A 22,668-nucleotide genomic window follows, 5' to 3' on the forward strand; every position below is an offset into this window, starting at 1 on the left:
TCCTAGGAAGGAATACCTTTTCTGTTTGGATTCGTGAACCATTTTTTGATTTCTCCACAAAAAAGCCACACGTCATCATCGGACGGTTTCAAGTAATTTGCTAATTCTGGGTCTTCTCCCATTTTCCCAAAGATATCAATTAGCCAATTTGAGCCATGTCCAGAAGCACCTAGAGAAGAAAGCCATGACTCTAATTCACCCTTGCGAACAACAAACAGACCGTATTCAGCAAGTTTCTCAAACAGATTATTTGCTGCCTCTTTATCACTACCTGAAAGAATATCTATGCCTCCTTTTTTCATATCTAGTCCAGTATCCTTGATTTTTTGATTAACTGCACTGCGTAATCCACCAAGTGACTGATGTTCAAGCTCAGGAATAAAGCCCCCTTTAAGAAATTTTGTCCACTCTTGACCACCATCTTTCAAAATGTCTACATCAACAATGCCCACTGCTGGAATTCCAAGTTCCCTTAAAGGCTTAATTATAATGTGGACAGTTTGCTTATTTTGTGCGTTAAGAAATAAGCAGTTGGGAATTCCTAATTCTGGTTTGTGACTTAGCAAACGCTCGTTAATTTCTTGGTAAAAAGCGCGATCTGAATCAGATTCTGTCACAACTACAAATTCATAGAACAACCCTCCGAGTACGCCTGTTGAGCGTAATAAAGGATTTCGCATTAAGCGAAGTATGTCTTTATTAGACAAAATTCTAGCCGTAGCGACTTCGCCACGATATGTCAGTCTAACAATATTGACGGGTACACGTGACTGTATACATCCCATTACAAAGTTAGGGCTATGAGTTGATACAAAGAGTCTTTTCTCTGAACCTGCACTAGAAGAAGCAATCTCTTTCCCCAGTTTAAAGGACAGAGAAGGATGTAAAAATGCTTCAGGCTCATCAATTAGAATAATTGCTGGATCGCCAGCAATTATTTCTGTAATAATCCCAGTAAAAGCTTTTACTCCATCACTAGCCTGCTCAACAGGAAATGCTTGTGCATGAAATTTTACTGCTTCATCATCAATTCCCCTTTCTTCCCTTGGTGTTGCAGGTGGGCGCGAAGCAAGGCGAAGTCTAAGATGCCCAATATTTGTTGGATCAATTACAAAATATGTACCAAAAGCATCGTGAAGAATTCGTCTAACTTCTTCTCTCTTTACATCATCAAGAAATAATACTTGGAAGCTAGCTTGATGTGGCTGTTGAAGATCACCAGCGGTTTGCTGTCCTATCAAATTGATTCGGCTTCTACCATCTAAAATTATCGTATTAGATGCGAGATACCACTGACAAAATTGTTGAGGTCGGCTATTTGTACTCAGAAATGTGTTTATAAGATCATGCCTAGGAATGTGATTACGTGTCCCTCTTTTTCCAATAATTATGTGATCTGGCAGAAGTGCTTCATTATGATTTGGCTGAAGAGTCACCTTTTTAATCTTCTCTTCGGCTATGTCGGTTGTAAATTCATCAAATTCAATGCTTTCTACTATTACGTTTGCTGTATTCCGCTGTCCTGTAGAGCAATAGCGATGAATTTCAGTTAGAGCTTTACTTTTCCCTGAATTGTTGGGGCCGACGAATACAGTTACAGGTGTTGTAGCTATTTCTTCAGGTGTTGAACCTATACCTCTTCCAAATTTTAATTTGATAGTCTTTATCATTCTTTAGGATGTATGCGACACATTTATAGGAAGAAAAATTACATTAAAGTGATTATACTGAAAATTCCTGAATAAAAAGTGGCAATTTGCCAAGACTTGTAAGAAATAAAGTCTCGATTTGCAGGTAGGCGTGTTAACGGAGCTGCAATTACAAAATGAACCTCTAGATAGCACCTCAAACTAGGAATAGCTGGTAAACTCCAATTCGGTACCAATAATTTTTGTCCATCCAATACATCTGATTGGTGATACCGCACTAACTCCTACTGCAATCCAAGAGTATGTTTCAACGCTTGATCGATCTCAATTGCGGGTAATGAGCCAATCGAACGCTGAATAGCAGAGAGCGTAACCGTTGCCAAGTTATCGAGCATGACCACTGAATCAGTCAATAGCCCCGATTGCTGCCCTTCGATGGAACTTAAAAGCACAGTAACTCGACTGGGATGTCCTGCTCTCATCATCTGACTAGTAATCATCGCAACAATAATTTGAGGTAAGCCTGTCAGCAAGTTATCTGCTTGAACGATCAAAGCTGGTCTTGTTTTGGCAGTGGTCAAGTTAGAGTTTGGAAAAAGAACCAAAACAACATCATTTCGTCTAATGGTTAGCTTTGGCTGCGTCATAATCGTCGTAGATACTCATTTCTGGGCTATCCCAATCCTCTGCAAAGGTTGCTAAATTTGCTCGCAAGACTTGAGCTTGATCCCTGTCAATGTCATGAGAAGCGAGGTCGATCTCGTTCGAGCTAACAAAAGCCACAATAACCCGCGTTTCTTCATGAATGTTAGGAGGTTGTTCGACAAATTCTACCCGACCATTCCGATAAATTCCTTCAACAGTAGTTAGCATTTTCTTTTCTGCATCCTGTATCTACAACATTATAAAGGCAAGCAAGTCTCCCATAGGCAGGAATACGCCCTCACGATTTCCGGCTACAGCAGTTAAACGCTTTACTCACAGACCTAATTGTCGCCTCGCCTCAAACAAGCCTAAAGCTGCGCTTACCGATAAATTTAAACTGCGTACCTTGGGGTGTTCCATAGGAATACAGACATTTTCGCATTGGACGATGAGGTCTTTGGGTAAACCCTTCGATTCGCTGCCAAATAGCAACCAGTCCCCCGCCTGAAATTGAAAATCTCGAAAACTGCGATCGCTGTAAACACTAAAACAAACCAACCGTCCCGTAGCCACCTGTTTGAGCGCCTCCAAATTGGGGTGAACCTGCAAATTGACATACTCCCAATAATCTAGGCCTGCCCGTTTGAGTTGGCGATCGCTAATCTCAAAGCCCAGGGGTTCGACCAAATGCAAAGGCGTGTTCGTAGCAGCACATGTCCGCGCAATATTGCCCGTATTCGGTGGAATTTCTGGATAAACTAACACGACCTGTAGCATAGAGACTTTTGTTTTCTGAATTTTTGTGCGGATGGTTACATTTTGACTAGCACTAGTCTAATCTTAGATTTAGGATAGTAATTGTCGAAATTGCCAATTTGCCAACAGTGAGGTTATGTCAGTAAGGAAAAGTAATCTAAAGACTGAATCAACCCTTCAGGGTCGATTTGCTCAAGCTGTAAAAAACGATCTGATTGCAGGTTTACTTGTGATCATTCCCCTTGCTACCACAATTTGGCTGACATTTACGATTGCTTCATGGAGCATTGACCTGCTGACGCGCATTCCCAAGCAACTCAATCCCTTGATGGGAATGCATCCCCTGCTGCTAAATTTAGTCAACCTCTTAGTGGGCTTAGCCGTGCCACTCGCAAGTTTGTTGCTGGTGGGGCTGATGGCACGTAATTTTGTCGGTCAATGGTTACTCAAAGTGAGTGAATCGCTTTTGCAGTCTATTCCCTTGGCTGGGGCAGTTTATAAGACGCTCAAACAACTCTTGCAAACCCTTTTACAGGATTCTAATGAAAAGTTTCGTCGGGTTGTGCTAGTGGAGTACCCTCGGCGGGGCATCTGGCGCATTGCCTTTGTCACAGGTGAAATCGGTGGCGAAATCGAGGCAGACTTAGAGCAGTCGATGCTCAGTATCTTTTTGCCCACCACCCCCAATCCTACAAACGGTTGGTATGCGATCGTGCCTGAAATGGATGTAGTGAACCTATCGATGTCCGTAGAAGATGCATTTAAGCTGATTATTTCTGCGGGTATCGTTTTACCCGAGCAACTGATTCCCACCGCAACAAAAGTCCCTTTAAACGAACTCGAACTGCCACAGCATGAGGTACAATTACGCGCCGATCAGTAACGAATTCTTGGGTCAACCCAAGCATTCAAAATGTCAACGAGAATGCTGATAATCACCACAATGAGAGCGAAAAACACGACGACACCCTGAACGACGGGATAGTCTCTTGCCACGATCGCTTCAAACAGTCGATTGGCTAAGCCTGGCCATGAGAATGTGACTTCGGTTAAGACAGCTCCACCTAACAGAGCCGCAAACGTTAAACCCAAAATCGTGATTACAGGAATCAGGGCGTTTTTCAGCGCATGGTTAAACAGGATGGAACTAGAAGTAATTCCTCTGGCTTTTGCCGCCTCCACATAGTCAGACTGGAGGGTTTGCTTAAGATTTACCCGCACAATTCGCTCAAAGATGCCACTGATCACAATGCCCAAACTGAGGACTGGCAAAGCCAAATATTGCAGGCTGGTAAAAAATAGCTGGCTATCTCCAGCAAATAGAGCATCTAGTGTGTAAAGCCCCGTAATCTGGGTGGGGGGATTGAGCGTAGCAGGAAAGCGCGTCCCAATCGGCAGCCATCCCAATTGCACGGAGAAAACCAATTGCAGCAGCATCCCGATCCAAAAGAGCGGTAAAGAGTAGGTAATGATGCCAAATAGTCGTCCACCCACATCCCATGCTGTGTTGGGGCGGAGGGCAGCAACAACACCAACTGTAATGCCTACGGCTAGAGCGATCGCCATACTATAGATTGCCAACTCAGCCGTCGCGGGAAAGAAGCTTTTAATAATTTGCCAAACCGTCTGTCCCTTGGAACTCAGCGAGGTACCTAAATGGAGATGAAATAGGTCATTCATGTAATGAAAATATTGCTCAGCCCAAGAGCCAGATAGCCCTAGCTGCGTTCTCAAGGCAATCTTTACCTCTGCGGGTGCGCGCGTTCCTAAAACCGCATCCACAGGATCGCCGGGGGTAGCGCGCATCAACACAAAGACCAACGAGGCGATTACCCATAGCATCAAAGGAGCTAGGAGCAATCGCGCCGTAATGTAATAAAGAAGGGCTTTAAGGCGGTTGGACATGATGGTTAGGGTTAGCAGTTTTAAGTTGTCAGTCGTCGGTTTTCGGTCGTCAGTTTTCAGTGTCAATTCCAAAAACACTCATAACCATTTACCGATCGCCAATTCCCCAAAATACCGATAACCATTTTACCTTCCCATTCCTACATACTTAAACCCTGCGGTTTCCAGCGATGCGCGATCGAGGAAATTACGGGCATCAATGATCACAGGATTTGCCATCAACTTCACCATTTTGGCGTAATCGAGCGATTTAAACTGCTTCCAGTCGGTAACGAGGATGAGGGCATCGCAACCATCAGCAAGACGCTCGGCATCGGTTTCCACAATCACATTGGAGAAACCATCTCTCATGCCTGATTGCGACACGATCGGATCGTAGGCTTTGACCTTTGCTCCCAAACGGCTCAATTGATCGATTAAGGTAATCGAGGGAGCATCCCGCATATCATCGGTGTCAGGTTTAAACGTCAACCCCAGTAAGCCAATGGTTTTACCCTTGAGAATTTTCAGGACTTGTTGGAGTTTTTCGACTACAAGCACCCGTTGCTGTTGGTTAACTTTGACGCAGGCGTTCAGGAGTTCTGTGTTGTACCCATAGTCATCTGCTGTATGAATCAAAGCCGAGACATCTTTGCCAAAGCAAGAACCACCCCAACCGATCCCCGCTTGGAGAAATTTCTGACCGATGCGGGAATCCAAACCAATACCACGACCGACTTCGACCACATCTGCCCCTACGCGATCGCAGACATTAGCAACTTCATTGATAAAGCTAATTTTGACGGCAAGAAAGGCATTCGCCGCATATTTGATCATCTCTGCCGAGTTGATATCCGTAACCACTACGGGCACAGGGGGCAGGGTCTTATCTTCGGCAAACTCGCGGTTGATGATATTGGTGTAAAGCTCTTGCATCAGTTTGAGGGCGCGATCGCTACTGCTACCCAACACGATGCGATCGGGATTGAACGTGTCAAACACCGCTACCCCTTCGCGTAAAAATTCAGGATTGCTAACGACATCAAACTCAGCTTTGCTGGAACCACCCTGCGCTGCCATGCCATCCATGACGATCATGCGCACCCAATCCCCAGAACCAATCGGCACGGTTGATTTGTTCACAATCACCCGATAGCCATCGTGGAGATGTTCGCCAATGCTGCGGGCAACTGCCTCAACATAGCGGGTATCGCTCTGCCCATCTGGCAATGCAGGCGTACCCACCGCAATAAATAAAATTTCGCCATGGGCAACGCCAGCGGCAATGTCTGTGGTAAACGTAATTTTGCCATTCGCGATCGCCGACTGCATGACTTCTGGTAAACCAGGCTCGTGAATCGGAGATTGCCCCGAACTCATCAGCTTCACTTTTGCTTCATTGTTGTCTACACAAATGACATCATGCCCAATATAGGCAAGACAGGCTCCTGTAACTAAGCCCACATATCCAGTCCCGATTACACAAACACGCATAGTAATTACTTGGTTTACGTTAAATAATTAGTCGTTAGGATTAGCTAAGAACTAGCTCGTTTTCTGTTTAAGTTCGTCGCGAAAATAAGCGATCGCCTTGGTAAGCCCCTCATCTAGCCCTACCTTTGGCTCCCAATTGAGATATTGACGCGCTTTTGTAATATCAGGTTGACGACGGCGTGGGTCATCCTGTGGCAAGGGCTTAAAGATGATTTCCGCACCAGGATTAACCATATGCTGAATTGTTTTTGCTAACTGTAAAATTGTGTACTCACTAGGATTCCCCAAATTTACAGGACCGATATAGTTGCCATTCATTAAACGGATAATTCCTTCTACCAGATCGGACACATAGCAGAAACTTCGGGTTTGCGAACCATCCCCATAAACCGTGAGGGGGATGCCTTGGAGAGATTGCACGATAAAATTGCTGACCACACGCCCATCATTTTCTAGCATGCGCTCGCCATAGGTGTTAAAGATCCGAACGACTCGAATATCGACACCATTCTGACGATGGTAATCAAAGGCTAGGGTTTCAGAAATCCGCTTGCCTTCGTCATAACAACTGCGAATGCCCGTACAGTTGACATTCCCCCAATACTCTTCAGATTGAGGATGCACTTCAGGATCGCCATACACCTCAGAGGTAGAAGCTAGCAAAAATCTTGCGTTTACCCGCTTTGCTAAACCCAACATATTCATGGTTCCCAATACGTTGGTCTTTACCGTTTTGATGGCGTTGGACTGGTAATGTACGGGAGAAGCAGGGCAAGCCAAATGATAAATTCGATCGACTTCTAAACGAATGGGTTCGGTAATGTCATGGCGAATTAACTCAAAGGCAGGATGACCGACCCACTTCAGCACGTTAGCTTTACGACCTGTATAAAAATTGTCAAGGCATAGCACCTCATGTCCAGCTTCCATCAGGCGATCGATGAGGTGGGAGCCAATAAAGCCTGCACCACCAGTAACTAAAATTCGCATAAGGGCTATCGTTTAAATAAGTTATTAACTAGAGCATAGGGTGTAAAGATGTCGCTGAGAAACTTCCTCATTACCTAAACAAATTGTTAATCAGCGCAAAAGGTGTCACGATATCACCGAGAAACTTAGTAACTGATTGTAAGATCCCAGCACCAAAAGATGGGCGTACCACAATCACATCGCGATCGCGCAGCCCAGGGTTTGATTCTTCATTAAGGGGCAAGTTTAAATCAGCGGTCAAGTCTCTACGCGTCACTGTACCATCAGGATTTAGGTGATATAGCTCCACTGCGCGCCAATCCCCATTGTTGGTGATTCCCCCCGCAGCAGTAATCGCTTCAGTAAATCTTGCGTTGGGTCTCAGTTGCAATAGACCAGGACGCACTAACTCACCAACCATTTGCACGTTGATTGTAGTGGGTGAGAAAGTAGCCTTAGCTATGAGTCCGTACTCAGTCGGGTTAAGCTTTGCTAACTTAGGTACTGTGATTGCGTCTCCATCTACGAGTTGAATATCCTGGGTGGTATCAGCTTTGGTAATCAACTCTAAAAGATTGACCGTAAAAACCGATCGACTACCTTTACTATCTAAGCGAGATACTTGAATATTCCGAATATCAGCAATTTCTGTAATTCCACCTGCCGCTTGTAAGGCTCGACTAATCGTGGTCGGTCCTCCTGTTCCTGCTAGTCCTGCTTGCCCAGTGGCTCCAGTTAATCCTGTTGGTGTAACGCCATTCCGCGAATAGGTTAGCGTTTGTGCCCCGACTCGATTGACTTCTCCTGCCAAAACAACTTGGATCGAAAATGTATCTGGAGAGAAGGAAGAGTTGGCTACGGGTCGTGGTTGGTTCGTCGCTACATCTGAAATTCTGGGTACGAGGATAGAATCCCCATCTAAAATTCTAATATCTTGGCTAACATCCCCTTTTTGCAGCAGATCTAACAGGTTGATTTTGAGGATCCGCCGTCTCCCGCCCCCCTCAGAGCGAGACACCTGGATACTACTGATGTCGGCTCTTGATGTCACACCATTGGCGGCATTGAGCGCTCTAGTCAAGGTTGCAGCCTGCACACCTGTTGCTGTGTATACCAATTGCAAGGTCCCCGGGCGATTTACCTCTCCGACCAATGCAATGTTCACGGGACGAGGGGCAGCTAAGGAAAGGTTGACAATATTGCGGACTAAATAGGGAGCAAGTTTAGCCCGTAATACATTGGTTGCTTCAACAATCGACAAGCCTTCAACTTTGACTGCACCAATTAAAGAAAGATTGATCGTGCCATCTGGGGCGATCGCCTGCGTCCCACTCAGCTCTGGTACGTTAAAGATGTCTATCTTAAGGCTATCGCCTGCACCCAAAATGTAGCTTTCAAGCTCTATAGGACTGGTAACATTCAGACTAGGGACAAACCCAGAAGAGTCTAGTAAATTTGAGGGTGTAGCAGGCAAGGGAGGAACTGGAGTCGTAGAAGGCTGAGGCTGAGGTAGTTCCTGGGGAGAGGGTTGAGGTAATGCCTGAGCGGAGGGTTGGTTTGTCGGCTTAAGGGATGGCGTTATCGTTGATTGGGCTGAGACAGAAGAAGCAGTTGCTAACACGAATACCACAGGTATTGTCTTAGACAATTGCCATAAATTAAGCCGTAGGTTCATAATATACTCCTGACCACTTAGACTGATACGAAATCACAAATATAGTGAGTACGCGATCGCTAACAAACAATATGTACCCCAATAGATCTTGCCACAGGTATGATTTCGATCGCGGCAAAAACTGTGAGTGATTCTAGCAGGGAAAGCGCTCACTTCACCAGTCTTTTAAGCACTATAATTCTGGTTGGTTAGGTCGTTAAGGCATCGGTATATATTCAAGAAAGAATCATTGCTGGAACATACAGGATTTTAAAAAGCGTTCGATCGCTTTTTAAGGCAGTGTATCATCCTGATTGATTCAACTTGAAGATGCACGACGATCGCAGGTTGAAGTATTTAAAAAGTTAAAGCGTTAAAAGTGAGAGGAGTAGAGCATGATGGTTAGATCGATATCCAAAGTTATCCTTAGTGTATTCGCAGCAACTTCGACGATCGTTGGGATCGTTGCTTTACCTGTTGAATTTGCTCGAACTCAAAATGTTGTTTCTCCGATCGCTTCTCAACCTCAGGATACTCCTGCGAAAGTCAAAGAAGAAAAAGGCATCAGTATTCTATTTGTAAATCGTACGGGTTCCACTTTAACGTCGTTACAAGTATCCCCTGCCAAAGCACGCATATGGAACTTCAATATTCTCGACAAAGATTTACCAGACGGACAAGAGAGAAGCATCAAGGTATCTGAAGGACGAAGTGAATGCCGTCGCAATATCAGAGCAACATTTAGCAATGGCAGCACAATCGAAGACTTTGATGTTGATATCTGCAAAAACGATATCTATACATTTACTGTGGTAGGACTTTGGTAATTCGTTACCCGTTAAGAAATCATGAATATCAAACCCAAAATTATTTTTCTTGATGCTGTGGGCACTTTGTTTGGTGTGCGGGACAGTGTCGGTGATGCCTATGCCGCGATCGCTTTAGAATTTGGGGTTGAGGTTGTCGCTAGAGAAATTAACAGAGCCTTTATCCAAAGTTTTATGGCGGCTCCAAGAATGGCATTTCCAGAGGTGGCAGCATCAGAAATTCCCGAATGTGAATATCAGTGGTGGAAAGCGATCGCCGTGCAAACTTTTACCAAAACGAACTCTATTCAAAAGTTTCAGGATTTTGAGCAGTTTTTCCAAAGATTGTACGCTTATTTTGCTGGTGCCGATCCTTGGTTTGTTTATCAGGATGTCATCCCTACACTGACGAACTGGCAGCAACAGAGCATTGAGTTGGGTGTGATCTCTAACTTTGATAGTCGGATCTATCCCGTGCTCAAAGCCCTCGATCTGGAACGTTTTTTCACCTCGTTTACAATTTCTACAGAAGTCGGTGCAGCCAAGCCCGATGTTCAGATCTTTCAACAGGGTCTCGCAAAATACGAACTTTCCAAGAATGATTCAAAAAATAACCATCAAATTTGGCATATTGGCGATAGTTTTATAGAGGATTATCAAGGCGCGATCGCCGCAGGTCTAAATGGTTTTTGGCTAGATCGCGATCGCTCAAATGCCCATACCGTTCCAGAAGGGAAATCTATATTTAGCTTAAGAGATTTAGGACTAGAAAAGTAGAGGATGCAGATTTTGCTAGCGATCGAGCCAGCAAATCGCAATAATTTGCACTCAGGCACGCGAGCCAGTCAGGCACATACTCAAGGTGGACTAAGAGTTTGCGCCCCTACTCGATCGTTTTACTTGACTACTCAAAAAATTAGGCTTTATGCATGGTTGACGAGATGCTCCAACGTATCACTAAGCAAGGTGATAGGCAGTGATACGAGTGCATCACTAGCTTCATTTTGGATCTCAATTCGTTGTAATCCCTTGGCAGCCAAAAACTCCCAATCTGCCGCTTTCAAGTCACTCAAAATAGAGATATGTGGTTCCGTTTCTACTGAGGTATTGCTCTCCATCAGCCATTCCATAACCACCTCCGCTAAGATCTCATCTACCTTCTCTAATTCCATTCCTTTTGCATAGAGAAATAAGCTAATTTTACCCGCATGAGGCGAGCCCAAAACTCGTGCAACTAATCTTCGCATCTCTTCATAAATCAGTTCATTGGACTTCGACCAATCAACAAAGGCAATGAGATTTTGCGATCGCAAAACGAACTGAGATGGGGGTGAAGTCAATGCTGTTCCATCTTTAATCTTTCTTAGATAGCCGTTAATATTCCAAGTTACATTTTGTCCAAAGAAATCACAATACTTGCGATCGATGACATACTCCGATAAATGGGCGCTCAAAAACTCTCTTAGCGCCAAACATGGTCCACCTCGATAGGCAGAATCTGCGCCTAAGTCAGAAATAATTCCATCCTCAACCACAATATATTCCCCCTTTTGTAAATAAGGATGAAAGAAGTTCAGGACAGCTAAAGTCGTTTCATAAAAGTGAGCACCATCTTCGACGACAAGCAACGGACGGGGAAGAGATTGCATAAACTCATGGGTCAACAGGCTTTCTAAATGATTCTGGTCGCACCCTAAAAAAGTCACATGAGGGTGGGCAACATCTGTAACTTGATTAATATCAATTGAGTAGATATGTGCGTCAATGCCATAGGTTTCCAACAGATCTGCAAACCACACAGCACTTCCACCTGAGCAAGAGCCAATCTCAATAATTGTTTTGGGTTTCACCTCCCACAGCAAAAGTGGATAGAGCGTAAAATCAAAGGGATTCTTCTGCATAGGAATACCTCTATAGGCATACTTAAAGCAGGCACTTTGCACAGTATTTAAAATACTGCTAGGCAAAGCTGTGTGCCAATATGCAGAATCTTCATTATTTTGCGAAGGTTTATGGAAACTTACACCCGTATAATCAATTTGCCTTAGATCGAAGTGGGCATTTCTAAGTCTTTCAAAGTCGTGTAATGCTACCCTACAGCCTTCCCAATGCCCATAATCATCGACCTGAATCATGCCATTAGGAATCACCAAATCATACAGATTGTTGAAAATATCCATAGTAGATTCATACCAGTCCCCATCAGCATGAAGCAATGCGATTCCAACAATTTTCTGGACGTAAATCGGTAAAGTATCTGCAAATAGACCCTGAACAGGCTCAATAATTTCTGTTACATTTAGCTGCTTAGCAATTCTACTGAGATTTTCTACAATGGGAGCGCTAAGCGTTCCTACTCCATCAGGTGTGTCGTTGGCAGGTATCCCATTATGCCGATCCAAGTCAGTTGGTTCAGGCATCCCCGCAAATGTGTCAAACGCATAGAGTTTGCGCGATCTGCGACTGTAGCGATTAATTACCGCTGCCATTAATGTGGATGCACCGCCTTTAAAAACACCACATTCCACAAAATCACCTTCAATATCTTCAAGGCAAATTCGCTTTGTCTCAGCATATAGAGAGTATAGACGTGCCTCACTGAGTAAGGTAAAAGGACGAACTTGCGATCGCAGTTCCCGAAATTCTGCCAAATCAGGATTTTCAAGCCCACTGATATTGTAGTGCTGCAAATGGATAGGAATTTCCCACGCTACATCTGGATCGGGTGTATGCATCACGGGTTCCACATTCCCTCGCCATGCAACACCCATAATTTGCATGGTTTGGTAGATCGTTGTATTCCAGCCCCGTTCCCTAAAATACTCTAAACCCTGAGAAACATCAGGAGAAGCAAGATCGTGAAACAAAATCATGGCATTGTCTTCTGCCAAAGTTTCGCAAATTCTTGCATCTTTTAGGGGGTAGGGTGCATCATGATTCCCATCGATGAAAATCAGAGACCATTTGCGTTGATATTCAGCAGCTAGCTCTTCTACTTTCTGAGGGCTATATCCGCTCATTAAGTTCACTCGATCAATAACCTTGGCAGTGGTTAGCGAAGACTGCACGCTGTTAAAAAAATCGGGACGACCTAAGAGCGGATCGATTACATCTAGTTGGACGCCTGCTAAGGCAAGATGACAAGCTGACCACCCCAACCAGCATCCAATCTCCAGTGCCAACTTTCCCCGAAATTGCAAAGCGTTGTTATATAGAATATGCGCTTCATCGCGACTTAAAAAACCAATTGTTGGCTGACGTCGATCGACGTACCAATGGTGTGGTACTTCTCGGCGCAAGTACTGCCAATCGCAGTTATTTGTATCACCAGAAATCATATTTGGAAAACATGAATCTGGATACACAATCTCTAAATTAGGCGAGATATAGTCCTTTTTGTTACCTAAAGCAGCATCAATAATAGCCATGGTTTCCTCCAGCATTCGTTTTTCAGTAAACATCTTTTCTGCTCTTTGCTTAGCGGCATTCCCTAACTCTTGTCTCTTAGTAAGATCGCTAGCTAAGCGAGAAATCTCTATTCCCAATTCAGCGGCTGTGCGATCTGGATGGATATTAGGGTCAGCTATGAGAATGCCAGACTGTCCCATTTCTTCGGGAATACCAGAAACTGCTGTTGCAATTACAGGTAGTCCTTTTGCCATTGCTTCCATAATGGATAATGGCATTCCTTCGGATTTGGATGGAAGCACGAAGATATCAGCTATATTCAGCCACTCTGATATATTAGGAACATTCCCTAAAAATATAATATGGTCAGAAATTTGTAGGCTTACAATTTCCTCTCTAAGACATCTTTCAAGTTTGGGATCGAAAATACTAGACCCAGCCCAGACAAAGTAGAGATGCTTCTCATCAAGCGTATTTATTATTTGTTTAATAGATTCCAGTAAATATTGATATCCTTTTCTCTTTTCAATCCTAGCTGACGTAAAGCAAACTATTGATTGTGGTGGAATCTTTAATTCTTCTCTCAGTTTATCTCTTATAGACCGATCTACAGCATCAAAGTATTCTTTCGGTCTTCCATAGTACACGACTTTTCCCTTTGTGTGAGGAAGCCCATAGAAGTTATGCAGTAATGCAAGGTTATGTGCTGAGACAGCAACGATCTCTTTGGCTTTTGTAAATTGATTGGATACGATGCCTAAAATCTCTCGATCCATATTTTGGGTTAAGTTAATCTCTTCAACAAGACCTTCAACCAAAATAAAAGGGATATTTTCATCGATCGCAATATTTTTGATTGTGAGATTAGAAAATGGACCAGAATCACTACAAATGATTAAATCTATCTTCGGTGCATTCGTAATGAATTTATAATGTTTGTCTGAATCGTCAAACCTAAGCCAAACATGATTAATTCTTATTTCTTCTTGTAATTGAACAAGTCGAGCGTCAATTAAATCCCCATAAAAACTGCTTAGCTGCAGGCAAGTAACTTGAAAACCATTCTCTTGTAAATAACAAAGTAAGGCATGATTATATTGACCGACTCCCCCTACTCCTAAATCTGAAGTTGATAAGAGGATATGCTTTGCTGGGAGCTTTTGTTTGTGCTTTGATTGAATAATTCCAGTGTCGGATTTCTGGACATCAGATTTTTGGATAAATATGTCTAATATGGCTTCCTCAAATATATCTGCCATGTTTCTCCATGAGAATTTTTCGGCTTGCTTCATTCCTTGAGAAATCAATCTATTCCGAATTTGAGTTTCCATTACTTTCAATAAAAGACAGGTAAACTCTGTCGTGTTGTCAGGATCGACATACAAAGCAGCATTGCCGACTACTTCAGGATTTGAAGCATGATAAGAAGTAATCACAGGACATCCACAAGCGATCGCTTCTAGAAGAGGCAGACCAAATCCTTTATCATGAGAAGGCAAAATGAAAGCAATCGCTCCTGAGTAGGCGATCGCCAATTCTCTATCTTCAAGAAATAGCTCGTGTAGGGTAGTATCTATAAGCAGTTGCCGAAATTCGGCAGGGCATCCTTGTCTATTCCCAACCCAAACAATGTCAAACTCTTGACGATTTGATAAGTGTGAGAATGCTTGAAAGAAAGTATTGTATCGTTTGCAGGGAAAATTCTCACCAACAAGCAGATAGTAAGGCTTGGTGATTTGATGCTTGACTTGAAATTGTCCAATCTGGTCTGATGTAGCAGGTTTGAAGAGAGTTTCTACGCCACAATGAGCCACAGTTATCGTTTCTGGCAAAATATGCGGGAAAACGCGAATTAAATCCCGAGCAGTATAATTTGACATCGCAACATAGGCATAGGCTTGGTGAATTGCACGATATTTCTCTTTCCTAACTACCTCATCAAGATCTGATTGAAACGTCTCTGAAATCGTATTGTGTATAAAAGATAAGGAAAGTGTAGAAATTGGTGTGGTGCAGTCAGTAGAAATAAAAAGATCGATGCCTTCCGTATCACATACTTGCTGCAACATTAGGCGATCTGCTTCGATGTTGTTGATATCATAGAGAGGAATTACAGAATACTGTAAGGATGGAACTTCTGGTACTGTGCCACCACGATTTAAAATCAACAAATTTTGAGCAAAGTCTGTTTTTGCCCACGCCATCAGGAGAGAATGCCATATTCGACTGACTTCGCCTACCTCTGATACTTGAAAGATCGCGCCATCAATCGCTATTCTAGGAGGACTTGGCATCATAAAGATTTGACTCAGATAGGTAAATCGGTAACGTGAGGTAGCAAAAGGAGGTGAAAGTGGTCAAAATCAATCCAATGTAGATTGTATGTCCACTCAAACATCCCTACATGCATAATCTCAAATATTTTTTGATGCCCCACCTAAAAATTTTCTCGTATGCAATTGTTTTTGTTGGTAATTTTTCCTGTCTAGAGACTTGTCTTTTTCATAGTGCATATCCAATCCCGTTGGATGTAGGATCCCTAGTAACTCGTTATAGCACACTTGCTTATCTAGTAACGCTGTCAGAAAAACGCAATCATCACAAGCTTAATATTTCATGCTCACTTTTACCAAACCCTTTCCCATAGTTCTCAATATAAGCGAAATCAAAATTTCGCTTAAACTCAAATCTGTTAGTGTCTTTATTTTTTCGTCACAAAAAACTTGATTTTTTAAAGCCTTACAGCAAAAGCATTGCAACATTGCATTTTTCAAGTGGCGAAAACTTCGTGACACTAACCAAATCTCAACTCGTTTTCAAAACGTAAAATTACCATGCCAAACAATCGACCAACTATCGCTATTGACGGTCTTATCTTTCAAGCGTCTCTCGTTGGAGGTGTTAGTCGAGTATGGAGATCGCTGTTAACAGAATGGGCAAAAACAGATTTTGCTCCACATATATTGGTTTTGAGTCGCGGTGGCACAGCACCAGAAATTTCATCCCTACGCTACTGCACGATTCCTCCTTACGACTATGCCGATACGGAGCGCGATCGCCTCATGCTCCAGCAAGTATGTGACGCAGAAAATGTGGATATTTTCGTTTCCACTTACTACACTACTCCTATTTCTACACCCTCAATCTGTCTTGTCTATGACATGATTCCTGAAGTCTTTCAAGTCGATCTGAGTCAACCAGTTTGGCAAGAAAAGCACCGAGCAATTCGTCAAGCTTTTGCGCATGCTGCGATCTCACAAAGTACAGCCAATGACCTTGCTAGATTTTTCCCTCATATAGCAATGGAAGAGATCGCTGTAGCTTATTGTGGTGTTGAGCCAACATTTGCACTTGCAAAGTTAGAACAAATCCAGCAATTTCGAGATCGATATCAACTGCGAAAACCATACTATTTAATTGTAGGCGCTAATCGAATTTATAAGCGCTATCGTTTGTTTTTTGAAGCATTTTCACAACTTCCCAATCGTCAAGAGTTTGATATTGTTTGGGTAGGCAATGACACACCCTTATCCGCTGAATTTCTAGAACTCTCAATCGGTAGTGAGGTACATTTACTTCCACTCAAAGATGAGGAACTTGCGATCGCTTATTCAAGTGCGATTGCCCTAGCATTCCCTTCGCTCTATGAGGGATTTGGCTTACCCTTGCTAGAAGCGATTTCCTGTGGCTGTCCAGTCATTACCTGTGAAAATTCTTCTATCCCTGAAGTCGTCAATGATACAGCTTTGTATATTGAAGTGGGGAATCCCCATAGTTTTGTGACGGCGCTGACTCAAGTCCAAAATCCACGGGTTCGCAATGCGATCGTGGTAAAGGGACTCGAACGCTCGCAACAGTTTTCATGGGAAAAGATGGCGAATAAACTAAAGGTTTGGATTCTCGAAATAGGCAAACTGCTTAAAGAGCAAACATCTCTAGATAATCTCGAATGCGAAGGGGATCATTTCATTATTTTTCCTGATTGGACTCAATCCACTTTGGAAAATACCTATGCAGCGTTGGAAAGTGTTTTGCGAGATGTTCTCAGTCATGAGAATTTTGTAACATTGCTTGTGTATGCTGTACCAAATTCTGCCGAAAAGGCTGATGAAATCATTGGCGAAGTTGTGATGAATTTGCTGCTAGAGGCAGAAATTGACCTCAAAGAAGAACCTAATATCTCGATTGTCAGCGATTTGAGTCAAGGAAAATTTTCGCAGACTTACACTTATGTTCCTTTGGAAAATGAAGATCGAGCCGCTGTTGCCCAGTTTAGATCCACGGACACTTAAAAGAATTCTACGTGAAAACAATTTTTATTACTTTAGTTTTGACTGTATTGGTTGCTTCATGTACTTCAGTAAGCGATCGCCTAATTGGTAAGTGGAAGACAAAGAGTGGAGCCACAATGGAGTTTGTTAAAGACGGTACATTAATAATTCGCAATGGAGATTACACAAATTCTGCTGAGTGGAAACTGCTTGATGAAAAGCGATTGCTAATAGTTGACTCAAAACAGGATATAAGGGGCGAAGTTTCTTTTCAGATCGAAGGTAAGCAATTAATCGTTACCAATCCTGACGGCAAATAAGTTAGTCAGATTGCCTCGTCCCTAAGGTTTAGCATCATCTGTCCGTAAGAATAGACTCTTAGGAGTTGTTTGAAACTCCCAAAAGCCATACTGTTACTGTCTCCATAGTCAATCGGAGCGACACGATTTGAACGTGCGACCCCCACTACCCCAAAGTGGTGCGCTACCAAGCTGCGCTACGCCCCGAAACCTGCAAAAAATTGCTGGCTTATTATACTAGCAAGAAATTGTGCCATCTTGAAAGATCTTTAGCAAAAAATTTAGAGCGGCATAAATTCTAGGGTTGATTTCACCGTTGCTCGGCTGTAAAGGCTGCAGGTACGGCAGAAACAAGTTAATTAAAATTTGTTCGCAACTTGGATGCGTCCCTGACGTGCCGCTGCTGCCAGTCGATCGTAATCTCGCTCGGTTTGGTCGGCATAGGTATGGGCAAACTTTGCGATCGCCTCGTCAAACTCTTCACTTTTACCCATATAGCCCGCCAAGATCGCCGCATCGCCAGATTTGGCATGGGCTAACGCTAGCGCCCAACCACAGATATCACAGTAAGCAGGAAGATTGGTAACTTTAAATTTCGTGGGATCGAACTCGACGCCACCTTTCATATCCCGCAATTGGCGGACGTAGTATTGAAAGCCATCCTGCTCGCCCCAGCCCAAGAAAATATCGGGTGCGCCCTGAATTAGCCGCTGTCCGTCTACAACCCTTTGTCCTTGGTTAGCAGGGACTGGAGTCGGTGAATTGCCAGCATAGGAAGCTAGCACGGAAGGTTGGGCTTCTTTGACTTGGAGAAATAGCGGATCTTCCGTATCCCTGCCTTGCATGTAGATCACCCAGCAGCGCGTACCAACACTACCGACACCGACAACCTTACGGGCGACATCGAGAATGCGGTAACGCGAGAGCAGAAACCGTCGATCTGCCCCCATAGAAGCGAGATAATCTTGCAGTAAAAGTTCGAGAGCTTCGGAAATCGGTCTCCCAGAACTAGTGGTCTGCGCTCGCACGATCAGGGGATGGGTTTCGACAATGCGTTGCTGGTTGTCGATCAGGTCGGTCATCTTATCGAGCACTTGAAGGTGGGTGCGATGCCGAGCTTTAGCCGCGATCGTCACGGCTCTTTTGCGAGATTCGGGGGGAAGTACCTTGAGCAAGTCATCTTCTCTAATATTTGCGTACCAGAGTTCTAAATAACCGAAGTGGGCATATTCGCGCATGCGGTTGCGATAGGACTGTACGACTGTCTGTGCTGCCTCTTCACACAAAGCGCGATCGCCTCCGAGAAAGCGTCCTGCCACGACGGCACTGGCTGTCAATCGCTTGAGATCCCATTCCCAAGCTCCTATATGAGTTTCATCAAAATCGTTGATGCCAAACACGAGATTGCGCTCCGCAGAAGCGAAAACGCCAAAATTGGCAACGTGCATGTCGCCGCAAGCCTGAACTTGCACGCCTATCGTTGGTGCATGTGCAATATCGCCGATCATTACCGCAGCCGATCCGCGTAGGAAGGCAAAGGGTGAAGTTAACATGCGGGCATAGCGCACAGGTACGAGTTCGGGCAATCGCGTTTGGGCTTGGGCTTCTAGAATCGCGATCGGATCTTGGCGATCGCTTGCAATATTCAATTCGCCATGGGCGCGGCGAGATACTTGTCGGCGTAGGGCTTTACCTGTTGCCAATCGTTCAGCTACTGAAGGGCATGTCGCCATGAAATGGTTAAGATGATTAGTTTCCAACTTAGTTTCCAGAGTTTTTATATTACTTATCGTCCGTAAAATCGAATAATCGTTTGATTTAAAGAATTTTCTGTATTGCCCAAAATTGTAATCCCTTTCAATCAGCGATGATTGCCGCGCAAATCAATCCAATTTGTTCCCCCTTACCGAATCCTCGATCTTACTGGCAACCGATCGGTTTCATTGTTCCCATATTGCACAATCAGAAATATTGCATGGCATTGGAAAAATAGAACGACTGGTAGAGGTAGTGCCTCTGTGCCTACCCCCTATTTTCGGGCAAACACAGGGGCACGGAGGTCGATCGCGGGGGGACTGCCCCGACAATTTATTTCCCTACTGTCTTCTTAATCGCTTCCATTTCCGCATTTGCGCCAGAGGCAACCTCTTGGGTGATATCACTCATTGCCTGAATGATGCGAGCGACACAACCCGTCCAACCTGTTTGGTGACTGGCTCCAATCCCTGCACCATTGTCGCCATGGAAGTATTCGTAGAACAGGATTAAATCTTTCCAGTGGGGGTCGTTTTGGAACTTTTCCGATGCGCCATAGGTGGGACGATGACCGTTTTTGTTGCGCAGGAAGATGCTCGTCAGTCGTTCGCCCAGTTCCTGAGCGACTTCGTACAGGGTCATGTACTGACCCGAGCCAGTTGGGCATTCGATCTTAAACAAGTCACCGTAAAAGGAATAGAGGCGCAGGAGTGCGGAAAAGAGCAATAAATTAACGGGCATCCAGATGGGGCCGCGCCAATTGGAATTACCGCCAAACATACCCGTGTTGGAATCGCCCGGCAGGTAATCCACGCGAAATTCTTGACCGTTGTGATAGAACACAAACGGATGTTCGCTATGGTAGCGGGAAAGAGATCGGATACCGTGGGGGCTAAAGAATTCGCTTTCGTCCAACATTCTCGCGAGAACGCGGCGCAATTTTTGCTCGTTGAAGATCGATAGCATATACCGACCTGCAGCACTGGGCTGGTCGGGCATGTGCATATTCGCGGTGAGTTCGGGGCGACGGCGCAAGAATGCCTGTGCGCGTTTGAGGAAGTTTGGTAATTTCGCAATGTCACTTGCTTCAAAAACGGAGACAGCGGCGAGGGGCAAGAGTCCCACGAGCGATCGCACCTTTAAACGCATCGCCTGACCGTCGGGCAATCGCAAGACATCGTAAAAGAACCCATCCGCTTCATCCCACATCTCATCTTTGAGCTCTCCCATGCGATCCATTGACCCAGCGATCAAAATCGTGTGCTCGAAAAACTTGCTGGCAAATTCTTCGTAGAGAGGAATGTGAACCGCCAGTTCGACGGCAATCCGCAGCATTTGCTGGCTAAAAAATACCATCCAAGCCGTACCGTCTGCTTGTTCTAGGTGTCCACCTGTGGGTAGGGGCGAACTGCGATCGAACACGCCAATGTTATCCAGTCCTAAAAAGCCTCCCTCAAAGACGTTATTACCTTCGCGATCCTTGCGGTTGACCCACCAGGTAAAGTTGACCAGCAGTTTAGCAAAGGCATACCTGAGAAAGTCCAGATCTCCCTTGCCATCATTCCGTGCCTTGTCGGCTAAATAGGTTTGCATGGTGGCATAGGCATGGACGGGCGGATTCACATCCCCAAAGTTCCATTCATAGGCGGGGATTTGACCGTTAGGGTGCAGGTAGTCATTGCGCAGCATCAAATCCAACTGGACTTTCGCGAAATCCGAGTCCACAATCGACAAGGGCAGCATATGGAATGCCAAATCCCAAGCGGCAAACCAAGGGTATTCCCACTTGTCTGGCATGGAGATAATGTCATCGTTGTACATGTGAGCCCAATCGCCGTTACGCATTTTCTTGCGCTGGGTGGAGTCAACATTATGTTCGTCCAGCCACTTATCGACATCATAGTAGAAATATTGCTTTGTCCACAGCATTCCCGCCAGAGCCTGACGCATGACATTGGTGCGATCGCGGTCGGCTTGGACTTTGACTGGCGTAATCGCGGCATAGAAAGCATCGGCTTCTTGCAAGCGCGTTTGAACAATGCGATCGAAGTCGCCAAAGGGAGCGCTCTTTTGGGCGGGTGCGGTGCGAGAGAGTCGCAGGCGAACGACTTGCGTTTCTCCTACCCCTACGCTCAATGGATAGTGAGGAGCAGCTTTCGTTCCCATCTGAGCGGGATTGACAGCATCTTTCTCTCCATGAATGAGATAATTGTTAATCCCATCTTTGACATAGGGACTGGCATTGGGCGTGGCAAAGAGACGGGCGTTGTTGGTTTCATTCTCTGTAAATAGCAGCGGAACGTTGCCTTCAGTGTAGAGATAGTAGTCCTGAATCCATTCCTGAAATGTAGCATCGGTGTGATGGGCGTGGATGACGTTATCCCCTGCGTTCCCTACCTTTTGCAGGATGGGCTTAGAACTGCCATCAGCCCAAGACCAAGTATTTCGGAACCAGAGCGTTGGCAATAGGTGCAGCGTAGCGGCTTCGGATCCGCGATTGGCAACGCTAATTTTAATCAGGATGTCTTCAGAATCGGCTTTGGCGTATTCGAGAAAGACATCGAAATAACGGTCTTCGTTAAAAATGCCCGTGTCGAGCAGTTCGTATTCCAATTCGTCTCGACTGCGCTGTCGGTTGGTTTTAACCAAATCCTCGTAAGGATAAGCCGCCTGCGGATACTTGTACAGATATTTCATGTAGGAATGCGTGGGCGTGCTATCGAGATAGAAGTAGTACTCCTTCACATCTTCACCGTGGTTGCCCTCGCTGTTGTTAAGCCCAAACAATCTTTCCTTGAGAATGGGATCTTTCCCATTCCATAGTGCTAAGGCAAAACAGAGAACTTGGTGGTCGTCGGAAATGCCTCCCAATCCATCTTCTCCCCAGCGATAGGCACGCGATCGTGCTTGGTCGTGGGAAAAATAATTCCAAGCATCGCCGTTATCGCTGTAGTCTTCGCGCACAGTGCCCCATTGACGTTCGCTCAAATAGGGTCCCCACTTTTTCCAAGGAATGTTGCGTTGTGTCTCTTGCAGTCTGCTTTGTTCGGCTGTCATAAATTGTTCTTGGGTTGGTTC

16 protein-coding genes and 1 tRNA gene are annotated in these 22,668 nt (G+C 44.7%); 5 read left to right on the forward strand and 12 right to left on the reverse strand.

The annotated features are described in order from the left end of the window. Positions 1 to 2 precede the first annotated feature (2 nt). The 4 genes from ACP2WE_RS09870 to ACP2WE_RS09885 all read right to left on the reverse strand — a co-directional run bounded on the left by ACP2WE_RS09870 (position 3) and on the right by ACP2WE_RS09885 (position 3,071). Complete coding sequence (locus ACP2WE_RS09870; protein ID WP_425215386.1) at positions 3 to 1,670, reverse strand: ATP-dependent nuclease; 1,668 nt, start codon at positions 1,668 to 1,670, stop codon at positions 3 to 5. Between the two features lie 263 nt (positions 1,671 to 1,933). Beyond that, positions 1,934 to 2,296 carry a type II toxin-antitoxin system PemK/MazF family toxin gene (locus ACP2WE_RS09875; protein WP_425215387.1) on the reverse strand — a complete coding sequence of 121 codons (363 nt, stop codon included), beginning with the start codon at positions 2,294 to 2,296 and terminating at the stop codon, positions 1,934 to 1,936. Then, positions 2,271 to 2,522: a hypothetical protein gene (locus ACP2WE_RS09880; RefSeq protein WP_425215388.1), complete on the reverse strand. Its 252-nt coding sequence runs from the start codon at positions 2,520 to 2,522 to the stop codon at positions 2,271 to 2,273. The genes ACP2WE_RS09875 and ACP2WE_RS09880 overlap by 26 nt, the downstream gene beginning before the upstream one ends. Before the next feature lie 105 nt (positions 2,523 to 2,627). After that, entirely contained in the window at positions 2,628 to 3,071 is a 444-nt protein-coding gene (locus ACP2WE_RS09885) for a tRNA (cytidine(34)-2'-O)-methyltransferase (protein WP_330482229.1), read from the reverse strand. Positions 3,072 to 3,186: 115 nt separating this feature from the next. Here ACP2WE_RS09885 and ACP2WE_RS09890 point away from each other — a divergent pair, with 115 nt between their 5' ends. Continuing rightward, a complete protein-coding gene (locus ACP2WE_RS09890; RefSeq protein WP_425215389.1) occupies positions 3,187 to 3,933 on the forward strand; it encodes a DUF502 domain-containing protein in 747 nt (248 codons plus the stop codon). Here the strand turns inward: ACP2WE_RS09890 and ACP2WE_RS09895 are convergent. The 4 genes from ACP2WE_RS09895 to ACP2WE_RS09910 all read right to left on the reverse strand — a co-directional run bounded on the left by ACP2WE_RS09895 (position 3,927) and on the right by ACP2WE_RS09910 (position 9,072). After that, positions 3,927 to 4,955 carry an ABC transporter permease gene (locus tag ACP2WE_RS09895; protein WP_425215390.1) on the reverse strand — a complete coding sequence of 343 codons (1,029 nt, stop codon included), beginning with the start codon at positions 4,953 to 4,955 and terminating at the stop codon, positions 3,927 to 3,929. The genes ACP2WE_RS09890 and ACP2WE_RS09895 overlap by 7 nt on opposite strands. Positions 4,956 to 5,081: 126 nt before the next feature. Then, a complete protein-coding gene (locus ACP2WE_RS09900; RefSeq protein WP_425215391.1) occupies positions 5,082 to 6,428 on the reverse strand; it encodes a UDP-glucose dehydrogenase family protein in 1,347 nt (448 codons plus the stop codon). A gap of 51 nt (positions 6,429 to 6,479) precedes the next feature. Continuing rightward, a complete protein-coding gene (locus ACP2WE_RS09905; RefSeq protein ID WP_425215392.1) occupies positions 6,480 to 7,418 on the reverse strand; it encodes a UDP-glucuronic acid decarboxylase family protein in 939 nt (312 codons plus the stop codon). 70 nt (positions 7,419 to 7,488) lie between these two features. Continuing rightward, a complete protein-coding gene (locus tag ACP2WE_RS09910; RefSeq protein WP_425215393.1) occupies positions 7,489 to 9,072 on the reverse strand; it encodes a polysaccharide biosynthesis/export family protein in 1,584 nt (527 codons plus the stop codon). Between the two features lie 374 nt (positions 9,073 to 9,446). Here ACP2WE_RS09910 and ACP2WE_RS09915 point away from each other — a divergent pair, with 374 nt between their 5' ends. Both ACP2WE_RS09915 and ACP2WE_RS09920 read left to right on the forward strand, forming a co-directional pair. Continuing rightward, positions 9,447 to 9,878, forward strand: coding sequence for a hypothetical protein (locus tag ACP2WE_RS09915; RefSeq protein ID WP_425215394.1), 432 nt, complete (start codon positions 9,447 to 9,449; stop codon positions 9,876 to 9,878). A 21-nt stretch (positions 9,879 to 9,899) separates the two neighbouring features. Then, a complete protein-coding gene (locus ACP2WE_RS09920) occupies positions 9,900 to 10,634 on the forward strand; it encodes an HAD-IA family hydrolase (RefSeq protein ID WP_425215395.1) in 735 nt (244 codons plus the stop codon). 146 nt (positions 10,635 to 10,780) lie between these two features. On the opposite strand, the gene ACP2WE_RS09925 is transcribed toward ACP2WE_RS09920, so the two are convergent. After that, entirely contained in the window at positions 10,781 to 15,562 is a 4,782-nt protein-coding gene (locus ACP2WE_RS09925; RefSeq protein WP_425215396.1) for a CmcI family methyltransferase, read from the reverse strand. A 537-nt stretch (positions 15,563 to 16,099) separates the two neighbouring features. On the opposite strand from ACP2WE_RS09925, the gene ACP2WE_RS09930 reads away from it, so the two are divergent. After that, entirely contained in the window at positions 16,100 to 17,557 is a 1,458-nt protein-coding gene (locus ACP2WE_RS09930) for a glycosyltransferase family 4 protein (RefSeq protein WP_425215397.1), read from the forward strand. 11 nt (positions 17,558 to 17,568) lie between these two features. Beyond that, the gene (locus ACP2WE_RS09935; RefSeq protein WP_425215398.1) at positions 17,569 to 17,856 is read left to right on the forward strand and encodes a hypothetical protein; all 288 of its coding nucleotides are present in this window, start codon (positions 17,569 to 17,571) and stop codon (positions 17,854 to 17,856) included. Between the two features lie 112 nt (positions 17,857 to 17,968). Here the strand turns inward: ACP2WE_RS09935 and ACP2WE_RS09940 are convergent. From ACP2WE_RS09940 to ACP2WE_RS09950, 3 genes are all read right to left on the reverse strand, one after another. After that, positions 17,969 to 18,042, reverse strand: a tRNA-Pro gene (locus ACP2WE_RS09940). A gap of 152 nt (positions 18,043 to 18,194) precedes the next feature. Continuing rightward, positions 18,195 to 19,568, reverse strand: a complete 1,374-nt coding sequence (locus ACP2WE_RS09945) for a DUF2252 domain-containing protein (protein ID WP_425215399.1) — start codon at positions 19,566 to 19,568, stop codon at positions 18,195 to 18,197. A gap of 355 nt (positions 19,569 to 19,923) precedes the next feature. Further along, a complete protein-coding gene (locus ACP2WE_RS09950; RefSeq protein WP_425215400.1) occupies positions 19,924 to 22,647 on the reverse strand; it encodes an MGH1-like glycoside hydrolase domain-containing protein in 2,724 nt (907 codons plus the stop codon). Between the last annotated feature and the right edge of the window lie 21 nt (positions 22,648 to 22,668).

Origin of the sequence: Tumidithrix helvetica PCC 7403 (assembly GCF_965232925.1) — a bacterium.
Lineage (GTDB): Bacteria > Cyanobacteriota > Cyanobacteriia > Pseudanabaenales > Pseudanabaenaceae > Tumidithrix > Tumidithrix helvetica.

Bases quoted from the DNA above. Each gene is read 5' to 3' on its own strand.
- ACP2WE_RS09870 (WP_425215386.1), bottom strand. From the start codon at position 1,670: ATGATAAAGACTATCAAATTAAAATTTGGAAGAGGTATAGGTTCAACA.
- ACP2WE_RS09875 (WP_425215387.1), bottom strand. From the start codon at position 2,296: ATGACGCAGCCAAAGCTAACCATTAGACGAAATGATGTTGTTTTGGTT.
- ACP2WE_RS09880 (WP_425215388.1), bottom strand. From the start codon at position 2,522: ATGCTAACTACTGTTGAAGGAATTTATCGGAATGGTCGGGTAGAATTT.
- ACP2WE_RS09885 (WP_330482229.1), bottom strand. From the start codon at position 3,071: ATGCTACAGGTCGTGTTAGTTTATCCAGAAATTCCACCGAATACGGGC.
- ACP2WE_RS09890 (WP_425215389.1), top strand. From the start codon at position 3,187: ATGTCAGTAAGGAAAAGTAATCTAAAGACTGAATCAACCCTTCAGGGT.
- ACP2WE_RS09895 (WP_425215390.1), bottom strand. From the start codon at position 4,955: ATGTCCAACCGCCTTAAAGCCCTTCTTTATTACATTACGGCGCGATTG.
- ACP2WE_RS09900 (WP_425215391.1), bottom strand. From the start codon at position 6,428: ATGCGTGTTTGTGTAATCGGGACTGGATATGTGGGCTTAGTTACAGGA.
- ACP2WE_RS09905 (WP_425215392.1), bottom strand. From the start codon at position 7,418: ATGCGAATTTTAGTTACTGGTGGTGCAGGCTTTATTGGCTCCCACCTC.
- ACP2WE_RS09910 (WP_425215393.1), bottom strand. From the start codon at position 9,072: ATGAACCTACGGCTTAATTTATGGCAATTGTCTAAGACAATACCTGTG.
- ACP2WE_RS09915 (WP_425215394.1), top strand. From the start codon at position 9,447: ATGATGGTTAGATCGATATCCAAAGTTATCCTTAGTGTATTCGCAGCA.
- ACP2WE_RS09920 (WP_425215395.1), top strand. From the start codon at position 9,900: ATGAATATCAAACCCAAAATTATTTTTCTTGATGCTGTGGGCACTTTG.
- ACP2WE_RS09925 (WP_425215396.1), bottom strand. From the start codon at position 15,562: ATGATGCCAAGTCCTCCTAGAATAGCGATTGATGGCGCGATCTTTCAA.
- ACP2WE_RS09930 (WP_425215397.1), top strand. From the start codon at position 16,100: ATGCCAAACAATCGACCAACTATCGCTATTGACGGTCTTATCTTTCAA.
- ACP2WE_RS09945 (WP_425215399.1), bottom strand. From the start codon at position 19,568: ATGGCGACATGCCCTTCAGTAGCTGAACGATTGGCAACAGGTAAAGCC.
- ACP2WE_RS09950 (WP_425215400.1), bottom strand. From the start codon at position 22,647: ATGACAGCCGAACAAAGCAGACTGCAAGAGACACAACGCAACATTCCT.